Annotated in this window: 14 protein-coding genes, 4 tRNA genes and 1 pseudogene; 11 read left to right on the top strand and 8 right to left on the bottom strand. The window is 70.8% G+C overall.

The window, feature by feature from the left end:
* Positions 1-121: 121 nt before the first annotated feature.
* A complete protein-coding gene (locus P3X83_RS05745) occupies positions 122-1,540 on the top strand; it encodes a hypothetical protein (protein ID WP_277303808.1) in 1,419 nt (472 codons plus the stop codon).
* Positions 1,541-1,550: 10 nt separating this feature from the next.
* Here P3X83_RS05745 and dusB read toward each other — a convergent pair whose 3' ends face one another.
* Positions 1,551-2,675 (bottom strand): tRNA dihydrouridine synthase DusB, encoded by a 1,125-nt coding sequence (gene dusB / locus P3X83_RS05750; protein ID WP_277303809.1) that lies wholly within the window; start codon positions 2,673-2,675, stop codon positions 1,551-1,553.
* Positions 2,676-2,777: 102 nt separating this feature from the next.
* Here dusB and P3X83_RS05755 point away from each other — a divergent pair.
* The 4 genes from P3X83_RS05755 (at position 2,778) to P3X83_RS05770 (ending at position 3,631) form a co-directional block, all read left to right on the top strand.
* A tRNA-Gly gene (locus P3X83_RS05755) sits at positions 2,778-2,850 on the top strand.
* A 27-nt stretch (positions 2,851-2,877) separates the two neighbouring features.
* Positions 2,878-2,948: transfer RNA gene (locus P3X83_RS05760), tRNA-Cys, on the top strand.
* Between the two features lie 21 nt (positions 2,949-2,969).
* Positions 2,970-3,044: transfer RNA gene (locus P3X83_RS05765), tRNA-Val, on the top strand.
* A gap of 275 nt (positions 3,045-3,319) precedes the next feature.
* Entirely contained in the window at positions 3,320-3,631 is a 312-nt protein-coding gene (locus P3X83_RS05770) for a hypothetical protein (RefSeq protein WP_277303810.1), read from the top strand.
* A 146-nt stretch (positions 3,632-3,777) separates the two neighbouring features.
* Here P3X83_RS05770 and P3X83_RS05775 read toward each other — a convergent pair whose 3' ends face one another.
* The gene (locus tag P3X83_RS05775) at positions 3,778-4,518 is read right to left on the bottom strand and encodes a lytic polysaccharide monooxygenase (protein ID WP_277303811.1); all 741 of its coding nucleotides are present in this window, start codon (positions 4,516-4,518) and stop codon (positions 3,778-3,780) included.
* Between the two features lie 106 nt (positions 4,519-4,624).
* Here P3X83_RS05775 and P3X83_RS05780 point away from each other — a divergent pair, with 106 nt between their 5' ends.
* Both P3X83_RS05780 and P3X83_RS05785 read left to right on the top strand, forming a co-directional pair.
* Positions 4,625-5,038, top strand: coding sequence for a DUF1622 domain-containing protein (locus P3X83_RS05780; protein ID WP_277303812.1), 414 nt, complete (start codon positions 4,625-4,627; stop codon positions 5,036-5,038).
* Positions 5,039-5,226: 188 nt separating this feature from the next.
* Positions 5,227-5,427: a hypothetical protein gene (locus tag P3X83_RS05785; protein WP_277303813.1), complete on the top strand. Its 201-nt coding sequence runs from the start codon at positions 5,227-5,229 to the stop codon at positions 5,425-5,427.
* A gap of 3 nt (positions 5,428-5,430) precedes the next feature.
* Here P3X83_RS05785 and ligA read toward each other — a convergent pair whose 3' ends face one another.
* Entirely contained in the window at positions 5,431-7,542 is a 2,112-nt protein-coding gene (gene ligA / locus P3X83_RS05790) for an NAD-dependent DNA ligase LigA (RefSeq protein ID WP_277303814.1), read from the bottom strand.
* A gap of 270 nt (positions 7,543-7,812) precedes the next feature.
* Between ligA and P3X83_RS05795 the strand changes: the two are divergent.
* Positions 7,813-8,218: pseudogene (locus P3X83_RS05795) on the top strand (erythromycin esterase family protein); the annotation flags it as partial.
* Positions 8,219-8,226: 8 nt separating this feature from the next.
* Here P3X83_RS05795 and P3X83_RS05800 read toward each other — a convergent pair.
* The 3 genes from P3X83_RS05800 to P3X83_RS05815 all read right to left on the bottom strand — a co-directional run bounded on the left by P3X83_RS05800 (position 8,227) and on the right by P3X83_RS05815 (position 10,552).
* Positions 8,227-8,298 (bottom strand) — tRNA-Cys (locus P3X83_RS05800).
* Positions 8,299-8,308: 10 nt separating this feature from the next.
* Positions 8,309-8,686 carry a DUF4180 domain-containing protein gene (locus tag P3X83_RS05805; protein ID WP_277303815.1) on the bottom strand — a complete coding sequence of 126 codons (378 nt, stop codon included), beginning with the start codon at positions 8,684-8,686 and terminating at the stop codon, positions 8,309-8,311.
* Between the two features lie 798 nt (positions 8,687-9,484).
* Positions 9,485-10,552, bottom strand: a complete 1,068-nt coding sequence (locus P3X83_RS05815; protein WP_277303816.1) for a TetR/AcrR family transcriptional regulator — start codon at positions 10,550-10,552, stop codon at positions 9,485-9,487.
* 355 nt (positions 10,553-10,907) lie between these two features.
* Here P3X83_RS05815 and clpX point away from each other — a divergent pair, with 355 nt between their 5' ends.
* Positions 10,908-12,203 (top strand): ATP-dependent Clp protease ATP-binding subunit ClpX, encoded by a 1,296-nt coding sequence (gene clpX, locus P3X83_RS05820; RefSeq protein ID WP_277303817.1) that lies wholly within the window; start codon positions 10,908-10,910, stop codon positions 12,201-12,203.
* A gap of 188 nt (positions 12,204-12,391) precedes the next feature.
* On the opposite strand, the gene P3X83_RS05825 is transcribed toward clpX, so the two are convergent.
* A complete protein-coding gene (locus P3X83_RS05825) occupies positions 12,392-14,158 on the bottom strand; it encodes a thiamine pyrophosphate-binding protein (RefSeq protein WP_277303818.1) in 1,767 nt (588 codons plus the stop codon).
* An 87-nt stretch (positions 14,159-14,245) separates the two neighbouring features.
* Complete coding sequence (locus P3X83_RS05830; RefSeq protein ID WP_277303819.1) at positions 14,246-15,199, bottom strand: sigma-70 family RNA polymerase sigma factor; 954 nt, start codon at positions 15,197-15,199, stop codon at positions 14,246-14,248.
* 153 nt (positions 15,200-15,352) lie between these two features.
* Here P3X83_RS05830 and P3X83_RS05835 point away from each other — a divergent pair, with 153 nt between their 5' ends.
* Positions 15,353-15,982: a sigma-70 family RNA polymerase sigma factor gene (locus P3X83_RS05835; protein WP_277303820.1), complete on the top strand. Its 630-nt coding sequence runs from the start codon at positions 15,353-15,355 to the stop codon at positions 15,980-15,982.
* A 99-nt stretch (positions 15,983-16,081) separates the two neighbouring features.
* Positions 16,082-16,333: a zf-HC2 domain-containing protein gene (locus P3X83_RS05840; protein WP_277303821.1), complete on the top strand. Its 252-nt coding sequence runs from the start codon at positions 16,082-16,084 to the stop codon at positions 16,331-16,333.
* Positions 16,334-16,398: the final 65 nt, after the last annotated feature.

Genomic DNA, 16,398 nt, shown 5'->3' on the forward strand with positions numbered 1-16,398 from the left:
CAGCGGCGGTCGAGGCACGGTCGAGCGCGGCTCGACCGCCGTTCGCGATAAGTCGGGATTTACCGGCTAATGAGTAGCCGGTTACTCATGCGTGCCCGGGAAAACCGGGAATCCTGGTTGCATGGTGGACTTCCGAGCAGGCGACACCGTCCGGATCGGGGACCGGGCGAGCCTCAAGAGCACGGGCGTGAACGGCAGCGTCGCGAAACTTACCGGAGCGCCGGGAAACGGGGCGCGGGCGAACGCCCTGCGGCCTCCCGATCACCTCGCCGCCGCCATCGCCAACGCCGGCATGCGCGACCTCGAACTGGACCGCGAGGTGACGATCGAGAGCACCGCGCGCGCCGCGGGCCGTCCCAAGGTGCTGTTCGAGCACGACGCGCCGCCGCCCGGCGAATGCCGGGTCGCACTCGCCGCGACGGTCGGCGACGACGGGTACGGCATGCTGACCTGGCACCGGATGGACGCCAAGGGCCGCTTCGCGGTGGAGCGCACCTCTTGGAACGCTCCACTCGGCTGGGCGGGCAAGCTCCTGGTCAAGATCTTCGGCTTCGCGGTGGAAGGGCTCGGCGCGGCCGTCGCCGAACACCTCGTCACCGCCATGGAGGAACGCTCGCACCGCTACCGGCTGCGGGCCTGCCTGCCCGCCTCCTACGCCGCCGACGTCCCCGACGACATGCCCGGCGCGATGTGGGCCGACCTGGTGACCGGCGGCGCGGCCGACCGCCGCGCGCTGCTGCTCCTGCACGGGGCCTTCGGCCGGTCCCACACCGCCTTCGGCGGCCTGCCACCGGCCCAGTTCGCCCGGCTGCACCGCGCCTACGGCGGGCGCGTCTTCGCCTTCGATCACTACACGCTGGTCCATGACCCTGCGGAGAACGTCCGCAGGCTCGTCGGGATGATCCCCGACGGCTCCGACCTGCACCTCGACGTCCTGACCCACTCCCGTGGCGGGCTCGTGGCGCGTGAGCTGGTCCGCCACGCCACCACCGCCCACCTCGGCCGCAGACGGCTGCGGGTCGGCAACGTGATCTTCGTCGGCACCCCCAACGGTGGCACCATCCTGGCCGACGCGCAGCACCGGGACGACCTGCTCGACCGGATGACGACCCTGCTGTCCGTCCTCGGCGGCGGGTCGGCGGCCACCGAGGCCCTCGCGCTGGTGCTCGAACTGGTCAAACTGGCCGCCGCCGGGGCCTCGGCCGAGTTGCCCGGCCTCACCTCCATGGACCCTCGCGGCGAATACCTGCGCGGGCTCAACACGGCCAGGCCGTCACCCGGCGTCACCTACCACGCCCTCGGCTCCGACTTCGAGCCCTCCGGCGCCGAGATGCTGGCCCAGGACCTCGCGGCCGACCTGATCTTCCCCTCGGGGAACGACCTCATCGTGCCCTCGGAGGGGGTCGGGGAACTGGGTTCCTCGGGCAGCATCGCCTCCCGCAACACGCTCATCCTCACCCCGCGCGAGGCCGTCCACCACAGCGCCTACTTCTCCCTGCCCAAGCCGTCCGAGCGGATCATGAGCTGGCTCTGCCCGTGATCCCTCCGGCTCAGCCGCCTGAGGTCTCCAGCTCGGCGTCACCCGGCACCACGCCGTCGTCGGGGTCGTCGAGCCAGCCCTCGGGCAGGTGCACCCGCTCACGCGGCGCGGACTTGCCTCTCGGGCCCTCGGCCCCAGCCGGCCACGGCTGGTCCGGGTCGAGCTCGCCCAGGCGCTCGCGCAGCCCCGAGAGGGACTCGGCGGTGGCGAGCGCCCGCCGGGTCTCGGCGCCCACCTCGAACCCCTTCAGGTACCAGCCGATGTGCTTGCGGAAGTCGGCGATCGCGTGCGGCTCGCTGCCGAAGCAGTCCACGAGCAGGGCGGCATGCCTGGCCATCACGGCGGTGACCTCACCGAGCGCGGGACGCACGGGGGGCGCCGTGCCGTCGCCCGTCATGGCCTCGGAGAGGTCGCGGAACAGCCACGGACGGCCCAGGCAGCCGCGGCCCACCACGACGCCGTCACAGCCGGTGGAGGCCATCATCCGCAGCGCGTCGGCGGCACTCCAGATGTCGCCGTTGCCGAGCACCGGGATCTCGGTCACGGCCTCCTTCAGCCGGGCGATGGCCGTCCAGTCGGCCTCGCCGCCATAGTGCTGCACGGCCGTGCGCGCGTGCAGGGCGACGGCCGCCACCCCCTCACCGGCCGCGATGCGCCCGGCGTCGAGGTAGGTCAGATGGTCGTCGTCGATGCCCTTGCGCATCTTCACCGTGACCGGCAGGCTGCCCGCCCCGCTGACCGCCTCCCGCAGGATCGCGCGCAGCAGGTTGCGCTTGTACGGCAGCGCCGACCCGCCGCCGCGCCTGGTCACCTTGGGCACCGGGCAGCCGAAGTTGAGGTCGATGTGGTCGGCGAGGTCCTCCTCGGCGATCATGCGCGCCGCCCGCCCGACGGTCTGCGGATCGACGCCGTAGAGCTGCACACTGCGCGGCGTCTCCTCCGGCTCGAACCGGATCATCGTCAGCGTCTTGCGGTTGCGCTCCACCAGCGCCCGCGTGGTGATCATCTCGGACACGTAGAGACCGCCGCCCTGCTCACGGCACAGCGTACGGAAGGCCATGTTCGTGATGCCGGCCATCGGCGCGAGCACCACGGGGGGCCACACCCGCAGCGGTCCGACCTTCAACGCCTCCACCGGTCATTTCTACCCCATGCCGGGCGTGCGCCGACCTTCCCGGTTACGCACCGGCCCGGAAAACCCGCTAGAGTTCTCTCGTCGCCGGAAAACGGCGACGCTGCGGACGTGGCTCAGCTGGTAGAGCATCACCTTGCCAAGGTGAGGGTCGCGGGTTCGAATCCCGTCGTCCGCTCGAAGAGGTCTGTCAACGACCTCGCTCGGTGGAGTGGCCGAGAGGCGAGGCAGCGGCCTGCAAAGCCGCGTACACGGGTTCAAATCCCGTCTCCACCTCGAAAAGCAAGACAAGACCTCGGGCGATTAGCTCAGTGGGAGAGCGCTACCTTGACACGGTAGAGGCCACTGGTTCAATCCCAGTATCGCCCACCACCATTCACCGCCGTACCGGCGGAAGTGACGCTCAGGGGGCTGGGCAGGAGCCGCGATTCGCGGTACGCCCTTGATCACCATCGCCGACCTGGACCGCCCGGTGCCCACGTGGCTGCTCGTCGCGACGACCTCGGCGGCGGCGATGATCGCCTTCCCGGCGGCGTTCCTGCTGGCCCGCAGGCGCCGTCCCCCCGTTCGACCATCGCGGCAGGAACCAACACGGTCACCCGACCTCGCGCCGCAAGAAGCGGCACGGCTACGTCGGCGGCTTCATCGTGCCCACTTCGGTCAACGGCATCCAGAACGATCTCGTCGAGTTCTGTCAGATGGCGCTGGGCGCTATGGACGCGGTGCGGCGGCACGCGGTGGCCGTGGGCTCGTACCACGATCTCGTGATCATCGGTGTGGACGGGACAAACGAGGCCATCGCCGTCGTGGACGCCGGGCCCTCGCCGCTGCGGGCCACCATCGTGCAGGAGACCAGCCGGATGGCCCAGGTCGCGGTCGACATCCTGCTGCCGATGCGCGGTGGCGAAAGCGTTGCCGACGAGACGTTCGTGCCCACCATGGTCTACCCGATCCCGTGATCCTCGCATTGGACGTCGGCGCTTCCGGGGGAACGAACGCGGGCCGGCCTCTACGAGGCCGGCCCGCGTGTCATCACTGTGGCGGGGACCCAGGGTGTCGCGGGCCCGGCCCCGCCGGTGTGATGAGTGTCAGGTGGTTCGTGGGGTTACTGGCGCTGCCAGAGGGCCGGTACGTTGGGCGGCTCCCAGCCGGACATGGCGGTGTGCGCCTGGCTGCACCGGTAGGTGACGCCGTTGTAGGTGACGCGGTCACCGGCCGCGTAGGAGGTGCCCGCCGCCCAGTTGGTGACGGGGCCCGAGGTCGGGGTCACGGTGGGCGTGGGGGTAGGGGTCTGAGAGATCGTGGGGGTCGGGGTGGGAGTGGGGTCGGGTCCACCAGGGCCGACCTGGAGGTCGACACAGCTGTAGAACGCCATGGCCGTGTCGGCGATGTTCCAGATGGCGAGCAGCTTGATCCGGCCGGTACGGCCGCCCAGGCTCACCGAGTGGGTGACCGTCGATGACGGCTGCCTGCCGCCGTCGTTGAAGACCGCGAGCCGGGTGCCGCCGACGTAGTACTCCCAGGTGCTGGTGGCGTGGCGCACCGGAATGGACCACTTGAAGCTGACCGTGTCGCCGACGTTCGCGGCGGGCCATGCCTTGGAGTCGTCGTCCAGCGGGGCCCACCGGCGGTCACCGGCGCTGCAGTTGCGCTGGCCCTTGCGGCCTTCCACGCTCTGCGGCTCGTAGATGATGTCGCCGCAGTTGCGGACCTTGCCGGAGGCACAGTTGGCCTGGCGGCTCGGCGGGCTGGAAACATATCCATGGGCGGACGCCGGTGGCGCGATGAACACCACCGTGGCGGCGGTGACCACCGCCGTGGCCAAGAACGTGATCAGTTTGCGCATGTCACGCTTCCTTCTGGCTGAGGGGTGGCCCAAATATAAAGGAAAGTTTCCTAACAGTAAACAGTCTAGACAGGATCTTCCGCCGAATTCTCCCAAGGATCGGGGTATGAACCCCTACGAATCGGGGAGCAGGGCCGGGGGCGAAGTGGACCACAAGCACGTCATCGAGGTCGTCGGCGGGGCGCTCGACGTCGCGGGCGTCGTCGTCATCGCGGTGGGGATGCTCGCCGCCACGGCCGCGTTCGCGGTGCGCGCGACAGGATCCCGCCGGCTCGACGGCGGTCTGTACCGCACCTACCGCGAGGGCGTGGGCCGGTCCATCCTGCTGGGCCTGGAGATCCTGGTGGGCGCGGACATCGTCCGGACGGTCGCCGTCAAGCCCACCTTCGAGGGGGTCGGCGTGCTGGCCGCCCTCGTCGCGGTCAGGACCTTCCTGAGCATGTCACTCCAGGTCGAGCTGGAAGGACGGTGGCCCTGGCAACGTACCGATCAGCCGGGACCGGCGAGCCGAGCCGGATGACACGGATAACACTTCCTACTTTTTCGTGATTTGGGGACAATCCTCGCCGTGGGATCCACGATCATCGTCCCCCAGACGCGCACCATGAGCGGCGCGGGGCCAACCGGATCTACGGCGTCGAACGGGACCGGCCCTGCCACCGCAAGTACACCAGGGCCGCCGTCCTGGCGCTGACCTCCGGCGTCTGCATGATCACCGGCTTCACCGCGCTGTTCCGGGCCTCCCCCAGGCGTAGGCAGCCCGGGCACACCTGGCTCGCCTTCGGCGCGCTCGCGGCCCTGGCCCTGTGGACACTGTTCACCCTCGCCCTGGCCCTCTACACCGAGCACAACGGCACCTTCGGCGACAATTCGCCGCGCAGCTCGAAGCGTGCCGGGCCGGATTCGTGACCCTCACAGCAGGTCGGCCAGCAGGCCGGCGAACTCCTCAGGGGTGAGGATCCGCACGCCCAGGCTCTCGGCCTTCGTCCGCTTGGAGCCCGCCTTCTCACCGGCGACCAGGAAGTCGGTGCGGGCCGACACGCTGGACGAGGCCCGGCCGCCGGCGCGCTCGACCAGCTCGTTCATCTCATTGCGCGAGTAGGTGGCGAGCGGCCCGCTCATCGCCCCGGTGACCACGACGGACTTGCCCGCCAGGGGAGGCGCCGCCTCTTCGGCCTCGACCTCGGTCTCGGTGCCGGATTCGCGCTCCGCGTCAGCCTCGGCCGCCCGCTCCGGGCGGGGGGTGATACCGGGCTCGGTCATGTTGACCCCGGCCCGCACCAGCTTGTCGATGAGCGGCCCCAGCTCGGCCAGTTCGGCCACCACGACCGGTGCCTTCTCCGGCCCCAGCCCCTCGACCTCCTGGATCGCCTCGGCGTCGGCCGCGCGCAGCGCGTCCATCGTGCCGAAGTACTGGGCCATCCGCCTGCTCATCGAGCGGCCGGTGCCGCGCACCCCGAGCGCGCACAGCACCCGGCTGAGCGGCTTGGACTTGGCCTCCTCGATGGCGGCCAGCAGGTTGGCGGTGCTGACCTCGCCCATCCGCTCCAGGCCCAGCAACTGCTCCTTGGTGAGGTAGAACAGGTCGCCGAAGTCGGCGATCAGGCCGGTGTCGAGCATCTGCTTGATCCGGCTCTCGGCCAGGCCCGCGATGTCGAGCGTGTCGCGGCCGACCGCGTAGCCGATCGAGGCGATCGCCCGGCACTCGCGGCCCCGCACGCAGCGCCACCGCTCCTGGGAGGCGTCGATCGCGTCGCCGCAGGACGGGCAGACCTCGGGGATCTCGATCGGCCGCTCCTCGCCGGTGCGCAGGTGCACGACCGGCGCCTCGACCCGGGGGATCACGTCGCCCGCCTTGTAGACCACCACGCTGTCGCCCAGCATCAGGCCGCGGCGGGCGATGTCGGCGACGTTGTGCAGGGTGGCGTAGGTGACCAGGCTGCCGTCGAGCTCGACCGGTTCGAGCACGGCCCGGGGCGCGATGACGCCGGTGCGGCCGGTGTTCCACTCGACGGCGAGCAGCTTGGTGATCTTCTCGGTGGCGGGGAGCTTGTAGGCGACGGCCCAGCGCGGGGCCCGTGAGCTGAACCCCGCCTGCGCCTGGTCGGCGGGCAGGTCGCAGCGGACCACGATGCCGTCGATCGCGAAGGCCAGCCCGGCGCGGGCTCCGGCGATGTGCTCGACCCGCACGACGACCTCGTCGAGGGTGGCGGCGACGACTCCGGCGACCGGGGTGGCGGCGGTGGTCTGCACGCCCTGGGCGGCGACCCACCGCATCGCCTCGCTGTGCGGGAGACCGCGCAGCGTGGAGGCGAACTCCGACTCCTCGGCGGGCGGGGGCAGCACGCCGTACGCGAAGAAGGTCATCTCGCAGACGTAGGGCCGGTCCTGGGCGCGCAGGGTGCCCGCCGCGGCGCTGCGCGGGTTGGCGAAGGTGGTGCCGTCGTGCGCTGCGCGTTTGGCGCACGCGGCCTCGAACTGCTCGGTGGTCATCATCACCTCGCCGCGCACCTCGACCGTGAGCGGCTCGGCCAGCTCGCCGGGCAGCCCGGCGATGGTGCCGATCGCGTGCGAGACGTCTTCGCCCGCGAGGCCGTCGCCCCTGGTGACGAGCTGGGCCAGCCGTCCCCTGCGGTAGCGCGCGGACACCGCCAGGCCGTCGAGCTTGGGCTCGACGCTCCACACCTCGACCGGCCTGCCCAGCCTGCGCTCCAGCGAGGCCGCCCAGTCGGCGAGCTGGCCCGCGCCGAAGACGTTGTCGAGCGACAGCATGGGCACGGTGTGCGGAACGTCGCCCACCACCGCGCCGCCGGCCACCTTGCCGGTGGGCGAGATGGCCGACACCTGGTCGGGGTGCGCCTCCTCGTAGGCCGCGATGCCGCGCACCAGCCGGTCGTAGGCGTCGTCGTCGAGAGTGGAGGTGCCGTCGCCGTAGTAGGCCGCCGACGCATCAAGTGCGAGCCGGACGGCCTCGGCGTAGGCGGTCTCGTCGGCGAGTGCGGTGATCGCGGGGGCTTCGCTCATATGTTCATCATCTCTTCTGCCACCGACAGTTTTCGATGCCCGGAACGCGGGCTGAGCTGGTGGTTCGTCCCACGAATCAGAGGAGCGAGCGGAGTCTCGTGGTTCTGGTGCCCGGGGGGTGGTCGTCGTCATGTGGATCATGGTGACGGGGCGTACCGACAAATCCGCCGGGCGGCGCTCCCCCCTCCGGCGGTGAAATCCGGCTGTCCGGGCGCCGGCGGCGACCTGGTTTGCAAGGACACCGCCCATGCCGTCGAGGCCGCCGTCGTCATGAGACTGCTCCCGGCCCGGCCGCGCCTGCTCGCCCTGGGCGAGCCCACCCACGGCGAAGACCTCCTGCTCGACCTGCGCAACGACCTCTTCCGGCAGCTCGTCGAGCAGGAGGGCCTGCGGGCGATCGCGATCGAGAGCGACTGCCTGATGGGCCTGACCGTCGACGACTACGTCACCTCGGGCAAGGGCACCCTCGACGAGGTGATGGCGCGCGGCTTCAGCCACGGGTTCGGCGCGTCGGCGGCCAATCGCGAGCCGGTCCGCTGGATGCGCGCGCGACGACGGCCTGCCGTCCTCGGAACAGGTCCGTTTCGCCGGTTTCGACGCCCCGCTGGAGGCCACCCACGCCGGGAGCCCGCGGCAGGCCCTCGTCGCGCTGCTCGAGTACCTGGCGACGTGGGTGGCGATCAGAGGCCGTGACCGGAATCGAACCGGTGTACACCGCTTTGCAGGCGGTTCCCTCAACCACTCGGGCACACGGCCGGGGACGGGCTCAGGCGGCCCGCCGTACGGCGAGGCGCTCGGTCACCGCCCCAAGGTCCTCCAGGAACCACAGGTGGTCGCCCTGGTTGGTCTCGCGGACGAAGTCACGCAACGGCGCGCTGGCCGCGAGGTGGCCGGCGATGTCGCCCACGACCACCAGCAGCAGCCGGTAGTTGGTGAACTTCTGGGCGATCTCGCCGGCCACGCGGGTGCGGAGCACGAAGAAGTCGTCGGTGAGCCGCTGGACGGGAACGACCACGACCTCGGCCCGCCGGCCGAAAGCGTCGCCCATCACATCGGTGGCCGAGCGCTCGTCGCGAATTACCGGCCCGTCCGCGTCACAAATGAGCGTGCGAAATCCGTGAATAACAGAAAACGTGTCAGCCATTATTTGGGCACCTTTTCACGGGCCTGCGGAAAACGGTCCGCAGGCTGGGGGTGAACGAAGAGGAGAGAGAAGAACGCGCTCGTCAGGCGCGACAACAGGACTCTCGGAAGGACGAGGCATCCGGCGCACAGGTGCAGCGGGTCGGTTCGACCTCCGCCTTCCCGTTCATCGCCTGGCTCCTGCCGTCGTCGTCCTTGGTGACCACAATACTAAAGGGCCGAGCCGGCGACGTCAATGCGAAAGGAACGCCACCAATTCATATGGGCGATTTCACGCGAAGGCGCGGGCCGCCGGATGCGGCCCGCGCCTTCGGGTTCATCGGTCGTCTTCCGGGGCTTCTAGCGAAGCGGGGGCCGCCAGCGCGAAACGGTGGGCAGCAGCGCGGGCGCCGGTTCGGGCCTGCGGTCCGGGGCGCTCCTGGCCGACGGCGGCTGCGGCGGCTGCGGCCGCGCACCTGGTGCCGTGCCTGGGCGGCGCCAGCGCGAGCGGGTAACGGTCGATCGGCGCCGTGGTGCACTCGCTGACTCCGTAGATACCGTGTCCCCAGCCCTCGTAGGTGGACGTACTACGGCATCTCGTACGGCACGCTCATGGGGCAGAAGTACGCCGAGCAGTACCCGGGCCGCATCCGCGCCCACGTGCTGGACAGCACGGGCGCGGCAGTCCTCGCGCAGCCGCCTGCTGTAGTCGCGCCAGACGTCGAACTCGGCCGCGTTCGGTGAGTGATGAAGCAGATCTACGGTGATCGGCGCGGGCGTACTCGCCGGAGCCGTCGGACCCGTCATTCCCCGGTGCGAGTCAGCCGGTGACGGACGCCACCGCGTGACAGGCCCCGGTCCCCTCGGCCCTGGCCACGATCCGTCCCGCCTCGACGCGGACGGCGGTCTCGGTGGCGTCGCTGACCGCGTGCACCCCCGCGGCGGCGGCGACCGTACCGCGCTCGTCGACCACGATCTGGAGTCCGGGCCAGGCCCTGGCGGGCACCGCCCGGCGCAGGCGCTCCCGGAGGGAGACGAGGACCAGCCGGGCCAGCGGCGCCAGTTCGCCCGGATCGCCGGTGACCGTGACCACGGTGACCCCGGCCCCGGGCGCGGCGGCGCGCACCGCCTCCTCGGCCGCCGACAGCCGGTGCAGCCCGAGGAACGCGACCACGCCGTCATCCGAGAGCCGCGCGGGGCGGTCGCGGAGCACGTCGTCGGCGGACGGCGGGCGCCACGCCTCCCGCACCGCCAGGACCGGCGGGACCATGGTCCTGGGCGGCCACCGGTCGCCGAGGTCGATCCCGGCGAGCCGCTCGACGGCGGCGACGATGTCGAACGGCTCGGCGAAGCCCGGCGCCGCCGCGGCCATCTGGCTCGCGCCGTGCAGGGTGGTGAGCGCGGCCTCGGCCAGCCGCACCATCCGGCCGCCGGGCCCGCCGGGCGGCCGCAGGCTTTCCAGGGCGAGCCCGAGCACGATCGCGTCCAGCTTCATGAGCTGCGCGAAGGGCTTCCTGGTGCGCGCGTCGGCGAGGATCTCGGGGATCAGGTCCAGGCCGAGCCTGGTCTCCTGCCGGTCGTCGCTGACCAGGGGCAGCCGGGCGAGCCAGGCGCGCGCGAGGGCGCCGAGGACCCGCTCGACCGTGGCAGGGGCGGCGGGCGCGGCCGGGACGGCGGCCCGTTCGGCGAGATCGGCCAGCACCGTGAAGTAGAGCGCCCGCTTGCCCGGGAAGTTGGAGTAGACCGCGCCTCTGGTCAGCCGGGCGCGCTCGGCGATGCCGTCGATCCGCGCCTCCCTGAAGCCGCGTTCGGCGAATTCCGCCCTGGCCGCCGCCAGCACCCTGGCCCGGGTTCGCTCCTGGGTCTCGGCCCTGCTGAGCGGGGCCATCGTCCTCCCTAATTCCGATGTGGCCGTATATCACGGCAAAACATACCGTGGACGTTCGAGATGATGGCATCATCTGATCCAGACATCCAGAGACCCGCGGAGGCCCGAATGCGGCGTTACGCGCAGGACGAACCAGGCGGCCGTCACCTGCGGCGTCCCCCGCTCACGCCATTCCGTGCCGGCCCGCCCCAGGCCGGAGCGCGGACCGAAACGACGCTCGCGATTCGTCCGGGTCGCTTCCCCGGAGCCGCGCTCGCCGTACCATCGGAAGGCGGGGACCGCGCCCCCGACTCGGGCACCCGCCGTCGTCAGGCGCGACCCGTGACCTCTGACCCCCATAGAGGAGACGTTCCGAGTGGCACGCATAGGTGACCGCGGCGACCTGCTGAAGTGCACGTTCTGCGGGAAGAGCCAGAAAGAGGTCCGCAAGCTCATCGCGGGTCCGGGTGGCGTCTACATCTGTGACGAATGCGTCGAGCTCTGCAACGAACTCATCGAGGAGGAGCTTGAGGAGTCTCCCGACACCGGCCTGCGCGAACTGCCCCGGCCCAAGGAGATCTACGAGTTCCTGCAGGGTTATGTCGTCGGCCAGGACGACGCCAAGAAGGCGCTGTCGGTCGCGGTGTACAACCACTACAAACGCATCCGCGCCGGGGCCGTCAGATCTCGCCGCGACGCCTCCGGCGAGGAGCCGGTGGAGCTCGGCAAGTCCAACATCCTGCTGATCGGGCCGACCGGCTGCGGCAAGACCTACCTCGCCCAAACCCTCGCCAGGATGCTCGACGTGCCGTTCGCGATCGTGGACGCCACGGCGCTGACCGAGGCGGGCTACGTCGGCGAGGACGTCGAGAACATCCTGCTCAAGCTCATCCAGGCGGCCGACTACGACGTCAAGAAGGCCGAGACCGGCATCATCTACATCGACGAGATCGACAAGATCGCCCGCAAGAGCGAGAACCCGTCGATCACGCGCGACGTCTCCGGCGAGGGCGTGCAGCAGGCGCTGCTCAAGATCCTGGAGGGCACCACCGCCTCGGTGCCTCCGCAGGGCGGGCGCAAGCACCCCAACCAGGAGTTCATCCAGATCGACACGGCCAACGTGCTGTTCATCGTGGGCGGCGCGTTCGCCGGGCTCGACCAGATCATCGAACAGCGCTCCGGGCGCAAGGGCGCCGGGTTCGGGGCCGCGCTGCGGGCCGGGCAGGAACGCGAGGGCCATCCCTATGCCGGGGTCATGCCGCAGGACCTGCTGAAGTTCGGGCTGATCCCCGAGCTGGTCGGCCGGCTGCCGGTGATCTCGACCTTCCAGCCGCTCGACCGCACTGCGCTGATGCGCATCCTCACCGAGCCGCGCAACGCGCTGATCAAGCAGTTCAAGAAGCTGTTCGAGCTCGACGGGGTGGAGCTGGAGTTCGCCGAGGACGCGATCGGCGCGATCGCCGACCAGGCCCTGCTGCGCCGTACGGGTGCCAGGGCCACCCGCGCCATCGTCGAGGAGGTCCTGCTCAACGTGATGTACGAGGTGCCGAGCCGCGACGACGTCGCGCGGGTCGTGGTCACCCGGGACACCGTGCTCGACAACGTCAACCCCACCCTGGTGCCCCGCGACCAGCTCGACCTGGAGCGCGAGCGCCGCGACAAGTCAGCCTGACCCCGCGCCGAGGAGGCGAGCAGTTCCGCCCGGCTCGGCGCGGGCAGGCCCGCAGCACCCGGGTGAGGCGTTCGGGGGCGCGCAGGTCCTTCAGTGGGGCGTCGCCGCCGCGCACGACGGCCGTGACCGACCCCCGCGGCAAACGGTGCCAGCGAGGCGGCGGTGCCCGCCACCGGATTTCCGGCGGGTCAGTCCCCGAGCCGGCGCAGGCGGTCCTTGAACAGGGTCGTGGCGATCGACGCGCGGCGCGGCCGGCCCTTCAGGAACGCCTGGGCGAACCGCTTGGCCTGCTCGTAGGTCACCTTGCCGGGCATCGGCGGCTCGTCGGGATCGACGTCCACGTCCACCAGGGCGGGGCCGTCGAAGGCCAGCGCCTCCGCGACCGCCCGTTCGACGTCGGCGGCCTTGCCGATCTTCGCCCCGAAGCCCCGGCAGGACCGCGCCCAGCCGGAGAAGTCCGACCACGGCTCGTCGAAGCGCACGCCGTGCTCCGGGTAGCCGAGGACCATCTGCTCCCAGAGGATCTGGCCGAGGGCGTTGTTGTTGTTCACCACCACCTTGACCGGCAGGCCGTGCTGGGCGGCGGTCAGGAACTCGGCCATGAGCATGGCGAACCCGCCGTCGCCGACGAAGGCGACGACTTGGCGGCCCGGGAAGGCGTACTGCATGGCGATCGCGTACGGCAGGCCCGGCGCCATGCTGGCCAGGTTGCCCGACAGGTAGAACTCCCGGCCGCCGCGGATCGTCCAGTGCCGCGCGGCCCAGGTGGCCACGGTGCCGCTGTCGCAGGTCAGGATCGCGTCGTCGGCGCAGAGCCGGTCGAGCACGGAGACGAGGTACTGCGGCGCGACCGGGTCGCGGTCCGGCGACTCCATGGCGCGCATGTCCGACTGCCAGGCATCCATCTTCTCCTGATATTTGGCCAGGTGGCTGGTGTCGCGCCGGGCGTCGAGCAGTGGCAGCAGCGCCCGCAGCCCCTCCTTCGCGTCGCCGACCATCGGCACCTCGGTCGGGACGCGCGCGCCCGCCCGGGTGGGATCGGCCTCCAGTTGCACCACCCGCGCCTTGCCCGGCTCGGGCAGATGCTTGGTGTAGGGGAAGTTCGTCCCCACCATGAACAGCACGTCCACGTCGTCCACCAGGTCCTCGCTGGGCCTGGTGCCGAGCAGCCCGATGCCACCGGTCGTGTACGGCGAGTCGTCCGGGATCACGGCCTTGCCGGGCAGCGTCTTGATCACCGGGGCCGCCATCCGCTCGGCCACCGCCAGCACCTCGTCCCGCGCGTGCAGCGCGCCCGCGCCGACGAGGAGCGCGGGCCGCTCGGCGGAGTTGAGCACGGCCGCCGCCCGCTCCAGGTCCTCCTGCCGGGGACGCCCCGGCGGGGACAGGTAGACGGGCGCGGACTGCGGCGGCCGCGCCGGGGCGACGTTCCGCCAGGGATCGGCGTCGGCGTCGGCCACCTGCACGTCGTTGGGCAAGGTCAGGTGGGCGACGCCGCGCCGGGCGAAGGCGTGCCGCACGGCGGCGTCCACGAGCGCCGGGAGCTGCACCGGGTTGACGATCATCTCGTTGTACTCGGCCACGTCGGCGTACAGCCGTTCGAGATGGACCTCCTGCTGGTAGCCGGTGCCCAGCACTGCGGTCTCCTGCATCCCGGTGATCGCCAGCACCGGGACGTGGTCGAGCTTGGCGTCGTAGAGGCCGTTCATCAGGTGCACCCCGCCGGGGCCCGAAGTGGCCAGGCACACCCCGAGGCGTCCGGTGGACTTCGCGTAGCCGGTGGCCATGAAGGCGGCGGCCTCCTCGTGGTGCACGAGCACGAAGCGCACCTTGTCGCGCTGCCGGCGCAGCCCCTCCATGATGCCGTTGATGCCGTCGCCCGGCAGGCCGAACACGGTGTCGACTCCCCACTCGGCGAGCCGCTCGACCAGGGATTCCGCAGCTATTCGAGGCATTACCGGCCAGTACCCGAGGCGCGGCGACTATGCGAAAGGACCGGCAAAGACCTCGGCTCATCCGATCGGCCCGGCCAGCCCATCTGGTCAGCTCGCCCAGTCGAGCAGTGGCTGGACGTGTTCGGGTGAGCGCAGCGAGCGGAGCGCCTGGCGTTCGAGCTGCCGGATGCGCTCCCTGGTCAGGCCCAGCCGTTCGCCGATCTCCTGGTAGGTGTGGGTCTTGCCGTCGGTGAGCCCGTAGCGCAGGCTGACGATGAACGCCTCGCGTTCGGGCAGCGTGTCCACCAGTGCCCGCAGTTCCTCGGCGAGCGCCTGGTACTCCAGGAGGTCCGAGACCGGCACGACCTCGGTGTCGGCGATCAGGTCGCCCACCCGGGTCTCCTCGCCGTCGCCCACAGGGGTGTCCAGGCTGACCGTGTCGTGGCCGATGCGCCGGAGTTCGAGGAGTTCCTCCAGGCTCAGCCCCGACGCCCTGGCCACCTCCTGGTCGGTCGGCTCGCGGTTCAGGCGGGTCAGGAGCTGCCGTTCCATCCGATGCACCTTGGACAGGCGGTCCATGATGTGCACGGGCAGGCGCACCGTCCTGGTCTTGTCGGCGAGGCCCCGCTCGATGGCCTGGCGGATCCACCACATCGCGTAGGTGGAGAACTTGAAGCCCTTCGCGTAGTCGAACTTCTCCACCGCCCTGATCAGGCCCAGGTTGCCCTCCTGGATGACGTCCAGCATCGGCCAGCCCCGGTGCCCGTACTTCTTGGCGGTCGAGACCACCAGGCGCAGGTTGGCGCGCAGCATGTGGTCCTTGGCGGCCTCGCCGTCGCGGACCAGCGACTCCAGCTCCTCGGCGCGCGGCCCGTCCGGCACCCCCTCGTCCAGCAGGTGGCGGGCGTACAGACCGGCCTCGATCCGCCGGGACAGCTCCACCTCCTGCTGCGCGCTCAGCAGGGGCGTCCTGCCGATCTGGAGCAGATACTGCCCCAGTAGGTCGGTCTCGTCATACGGCTCGTACGGCTCCGCCCGGGCTGCGCCGTCGTGCCCGTGCATGTCCTCACCCCATCCCTCGACGCTCCTCTCCCGGCTACCCCGCAACCCCCTGGTCAGTCCCGCACCGATCTTCGAATCCCCCGAACCGGCCCGGGGAAATGTCGGACGGCAGTGTCATGATGGCTGCATACGTCCCGACCGGGAGGAGAGATCGTGGGGTTGCCCCCGGACGACATCGTCGCGGCTGCCTTGCGGGCCGGGGACGAAACGATGTTCGCGGCGCTGCTGGACACCTGGTCGCGCGGCATGTTGCGGCTGGCCAGGTCATACGTGTCCACCAGCGACTCGGCCGAGGAGGTCGTCCAGGACACCTGGCTGGCGGTGATCCGCGGGATCGACGGGTTCGAGGGCCGGTCCTCGGTCAAGACCTGGGTGTACCGGATCCTGGTCAACACGGCCAAGAAGCGCGGGGCGCGGGAGAGCCGCACCGTGCCGTGGAGCAGCGCCTTCGAGCGCGACGGCGAGCCGTCCCCCGACGGCCGGCGCTTCCAGGGCCCCGACGACCCCTTCCCCGGTAGCTGGAAGGACTTCCCGCTCGCCTGGCCCGCCCCCGAGGGCGAGGTCCTCGCCTCCGAGGTCCGCGGCCAGATAGCGGCGGCGCTGGCCACGCTGCCCGCGCGCCAGCGCAATGTGATCATCCTGCGTGACGTCGAAGGGTGCAGCTCCGATGAGGTCTGCTCGATCCTGGAGATCTCCTCCGCCAACCAGCGGGTGCTGCTCCACCGGGCCCGTACGGCGGTGCGCAGGCGACTGGAAGACTACTTCGACGCGATGAGACGCTAGATGTAATACGGCGGTAACGAATCGGTTTGGTCTAGGAACGATTAGACGGTAGTCGTAGATGAAGCGGTTCACACGTAGATGGGTAAGGCGGTCGCTTTCGTGAAACGGTTAAGCTGTGCGGAGGTCGTCGAACGCGTCACCGCGTACCTCGACGACGACCTCGGCGACGAGACCCGGCACGCTTTCGACGACCACACCGCCGGATGCGAGGGCTGCGCGCGCTACCTGATCCAGTTCCGCGCCACGGTGGGCGCCCTGCACGACTTCTCCGCCTCCTCGCCCCGGCAAGACCTCTCCCCCGGTACCCGGCGGCGGCTGCTCGCCGCCTTCCGCGAATCACGCCGCCGCTGAGCCGACGCTGATTCGCCCGCGCCTTCCCCTGTAACGCTGGGCGGGTTCGCGGATCTGTAGATCCG

Origin of the sequence: Spongiactinospora sp. TRM90649 (assembly GCF_029382225.1) — a bacterium.
Classification (GTDB): Bacteria; Actinomycetota; Actinomycetes; order Streptosporangiales; family Streptosporangiaceae; genus Spongiactinospora.

What these genes read in the sequence shown, in the direction of transcription:
- P3X83_RS05830 (WP_277303819.1), bottom strand. Translation starts at nt 15,199, where the DNA reads ATGCACGGGCACGACGGCGCAGCCCGGGCGGAGCCGTACGAGCCGTAT.
- P3X83_RS05780 (WP_277303812.1), top strand. Translation starts at nt 4,625, where the DNA reads ATGAACCCCTACGAATCGGGGAGCAGGGCCGGGGGCGAAGTGGACCAC.
- P3X83_RS05825 (WP_277303818.1), bottom strand. Translation starts at nt 14,158, where the DNA reads ATGCCTCGAATAGCTGCGGAATCCCTGGTCGAGCGGCTCGCCGAGTGG.
- P3X83_RS05775 (WP_277303811.1), bottom strand. Translation starts at nt 4,518, where the DNA reads ATGCGCAAACTGATCACGTTCTTGGCCACGGCGGTGGTCACCGCCGCC.
- P3X83_RS05745 (WP_277303808.1), top strand. Translation starts at nt 122, where the DNA reads ATGGTGGACTTCCGAGCAGGCGACACCGTCCGGATCGGGGACCGGGCG.
- ligA (WP_277303814.1), bottom strand. Translation starts at nt 7,542, where the DNA reads ATGAGCGAAGCCCCCGCGATCACCGCACTCGCCGACGAGACCGCCTAC.
- P3X83_RS05805 (WP_277303815.1), bottom strand. Translation starts at nt 8,686, where the DNA reads ATGGCTGACACGTTTTCTGTTATTCACGGATTTCGCACGCTCATTTGT.
- P3X83_RS05815 (WP_277303816.1), bottom strand. Translation starts at nt 10,552, where the DNA reads ATGGCCCCGCTCAGCAGGGCCGAGACCCAGGAGCGAACCCGGGCCAGG.
- P3X83_RS05785 (WP_277303813.1), top strand. Translation starts at nt 5,227, where the DNA reads ATGATCACCGGCTTCACCGCGCTGTTCCGGGCCTCCCCCAGGCGTAGG.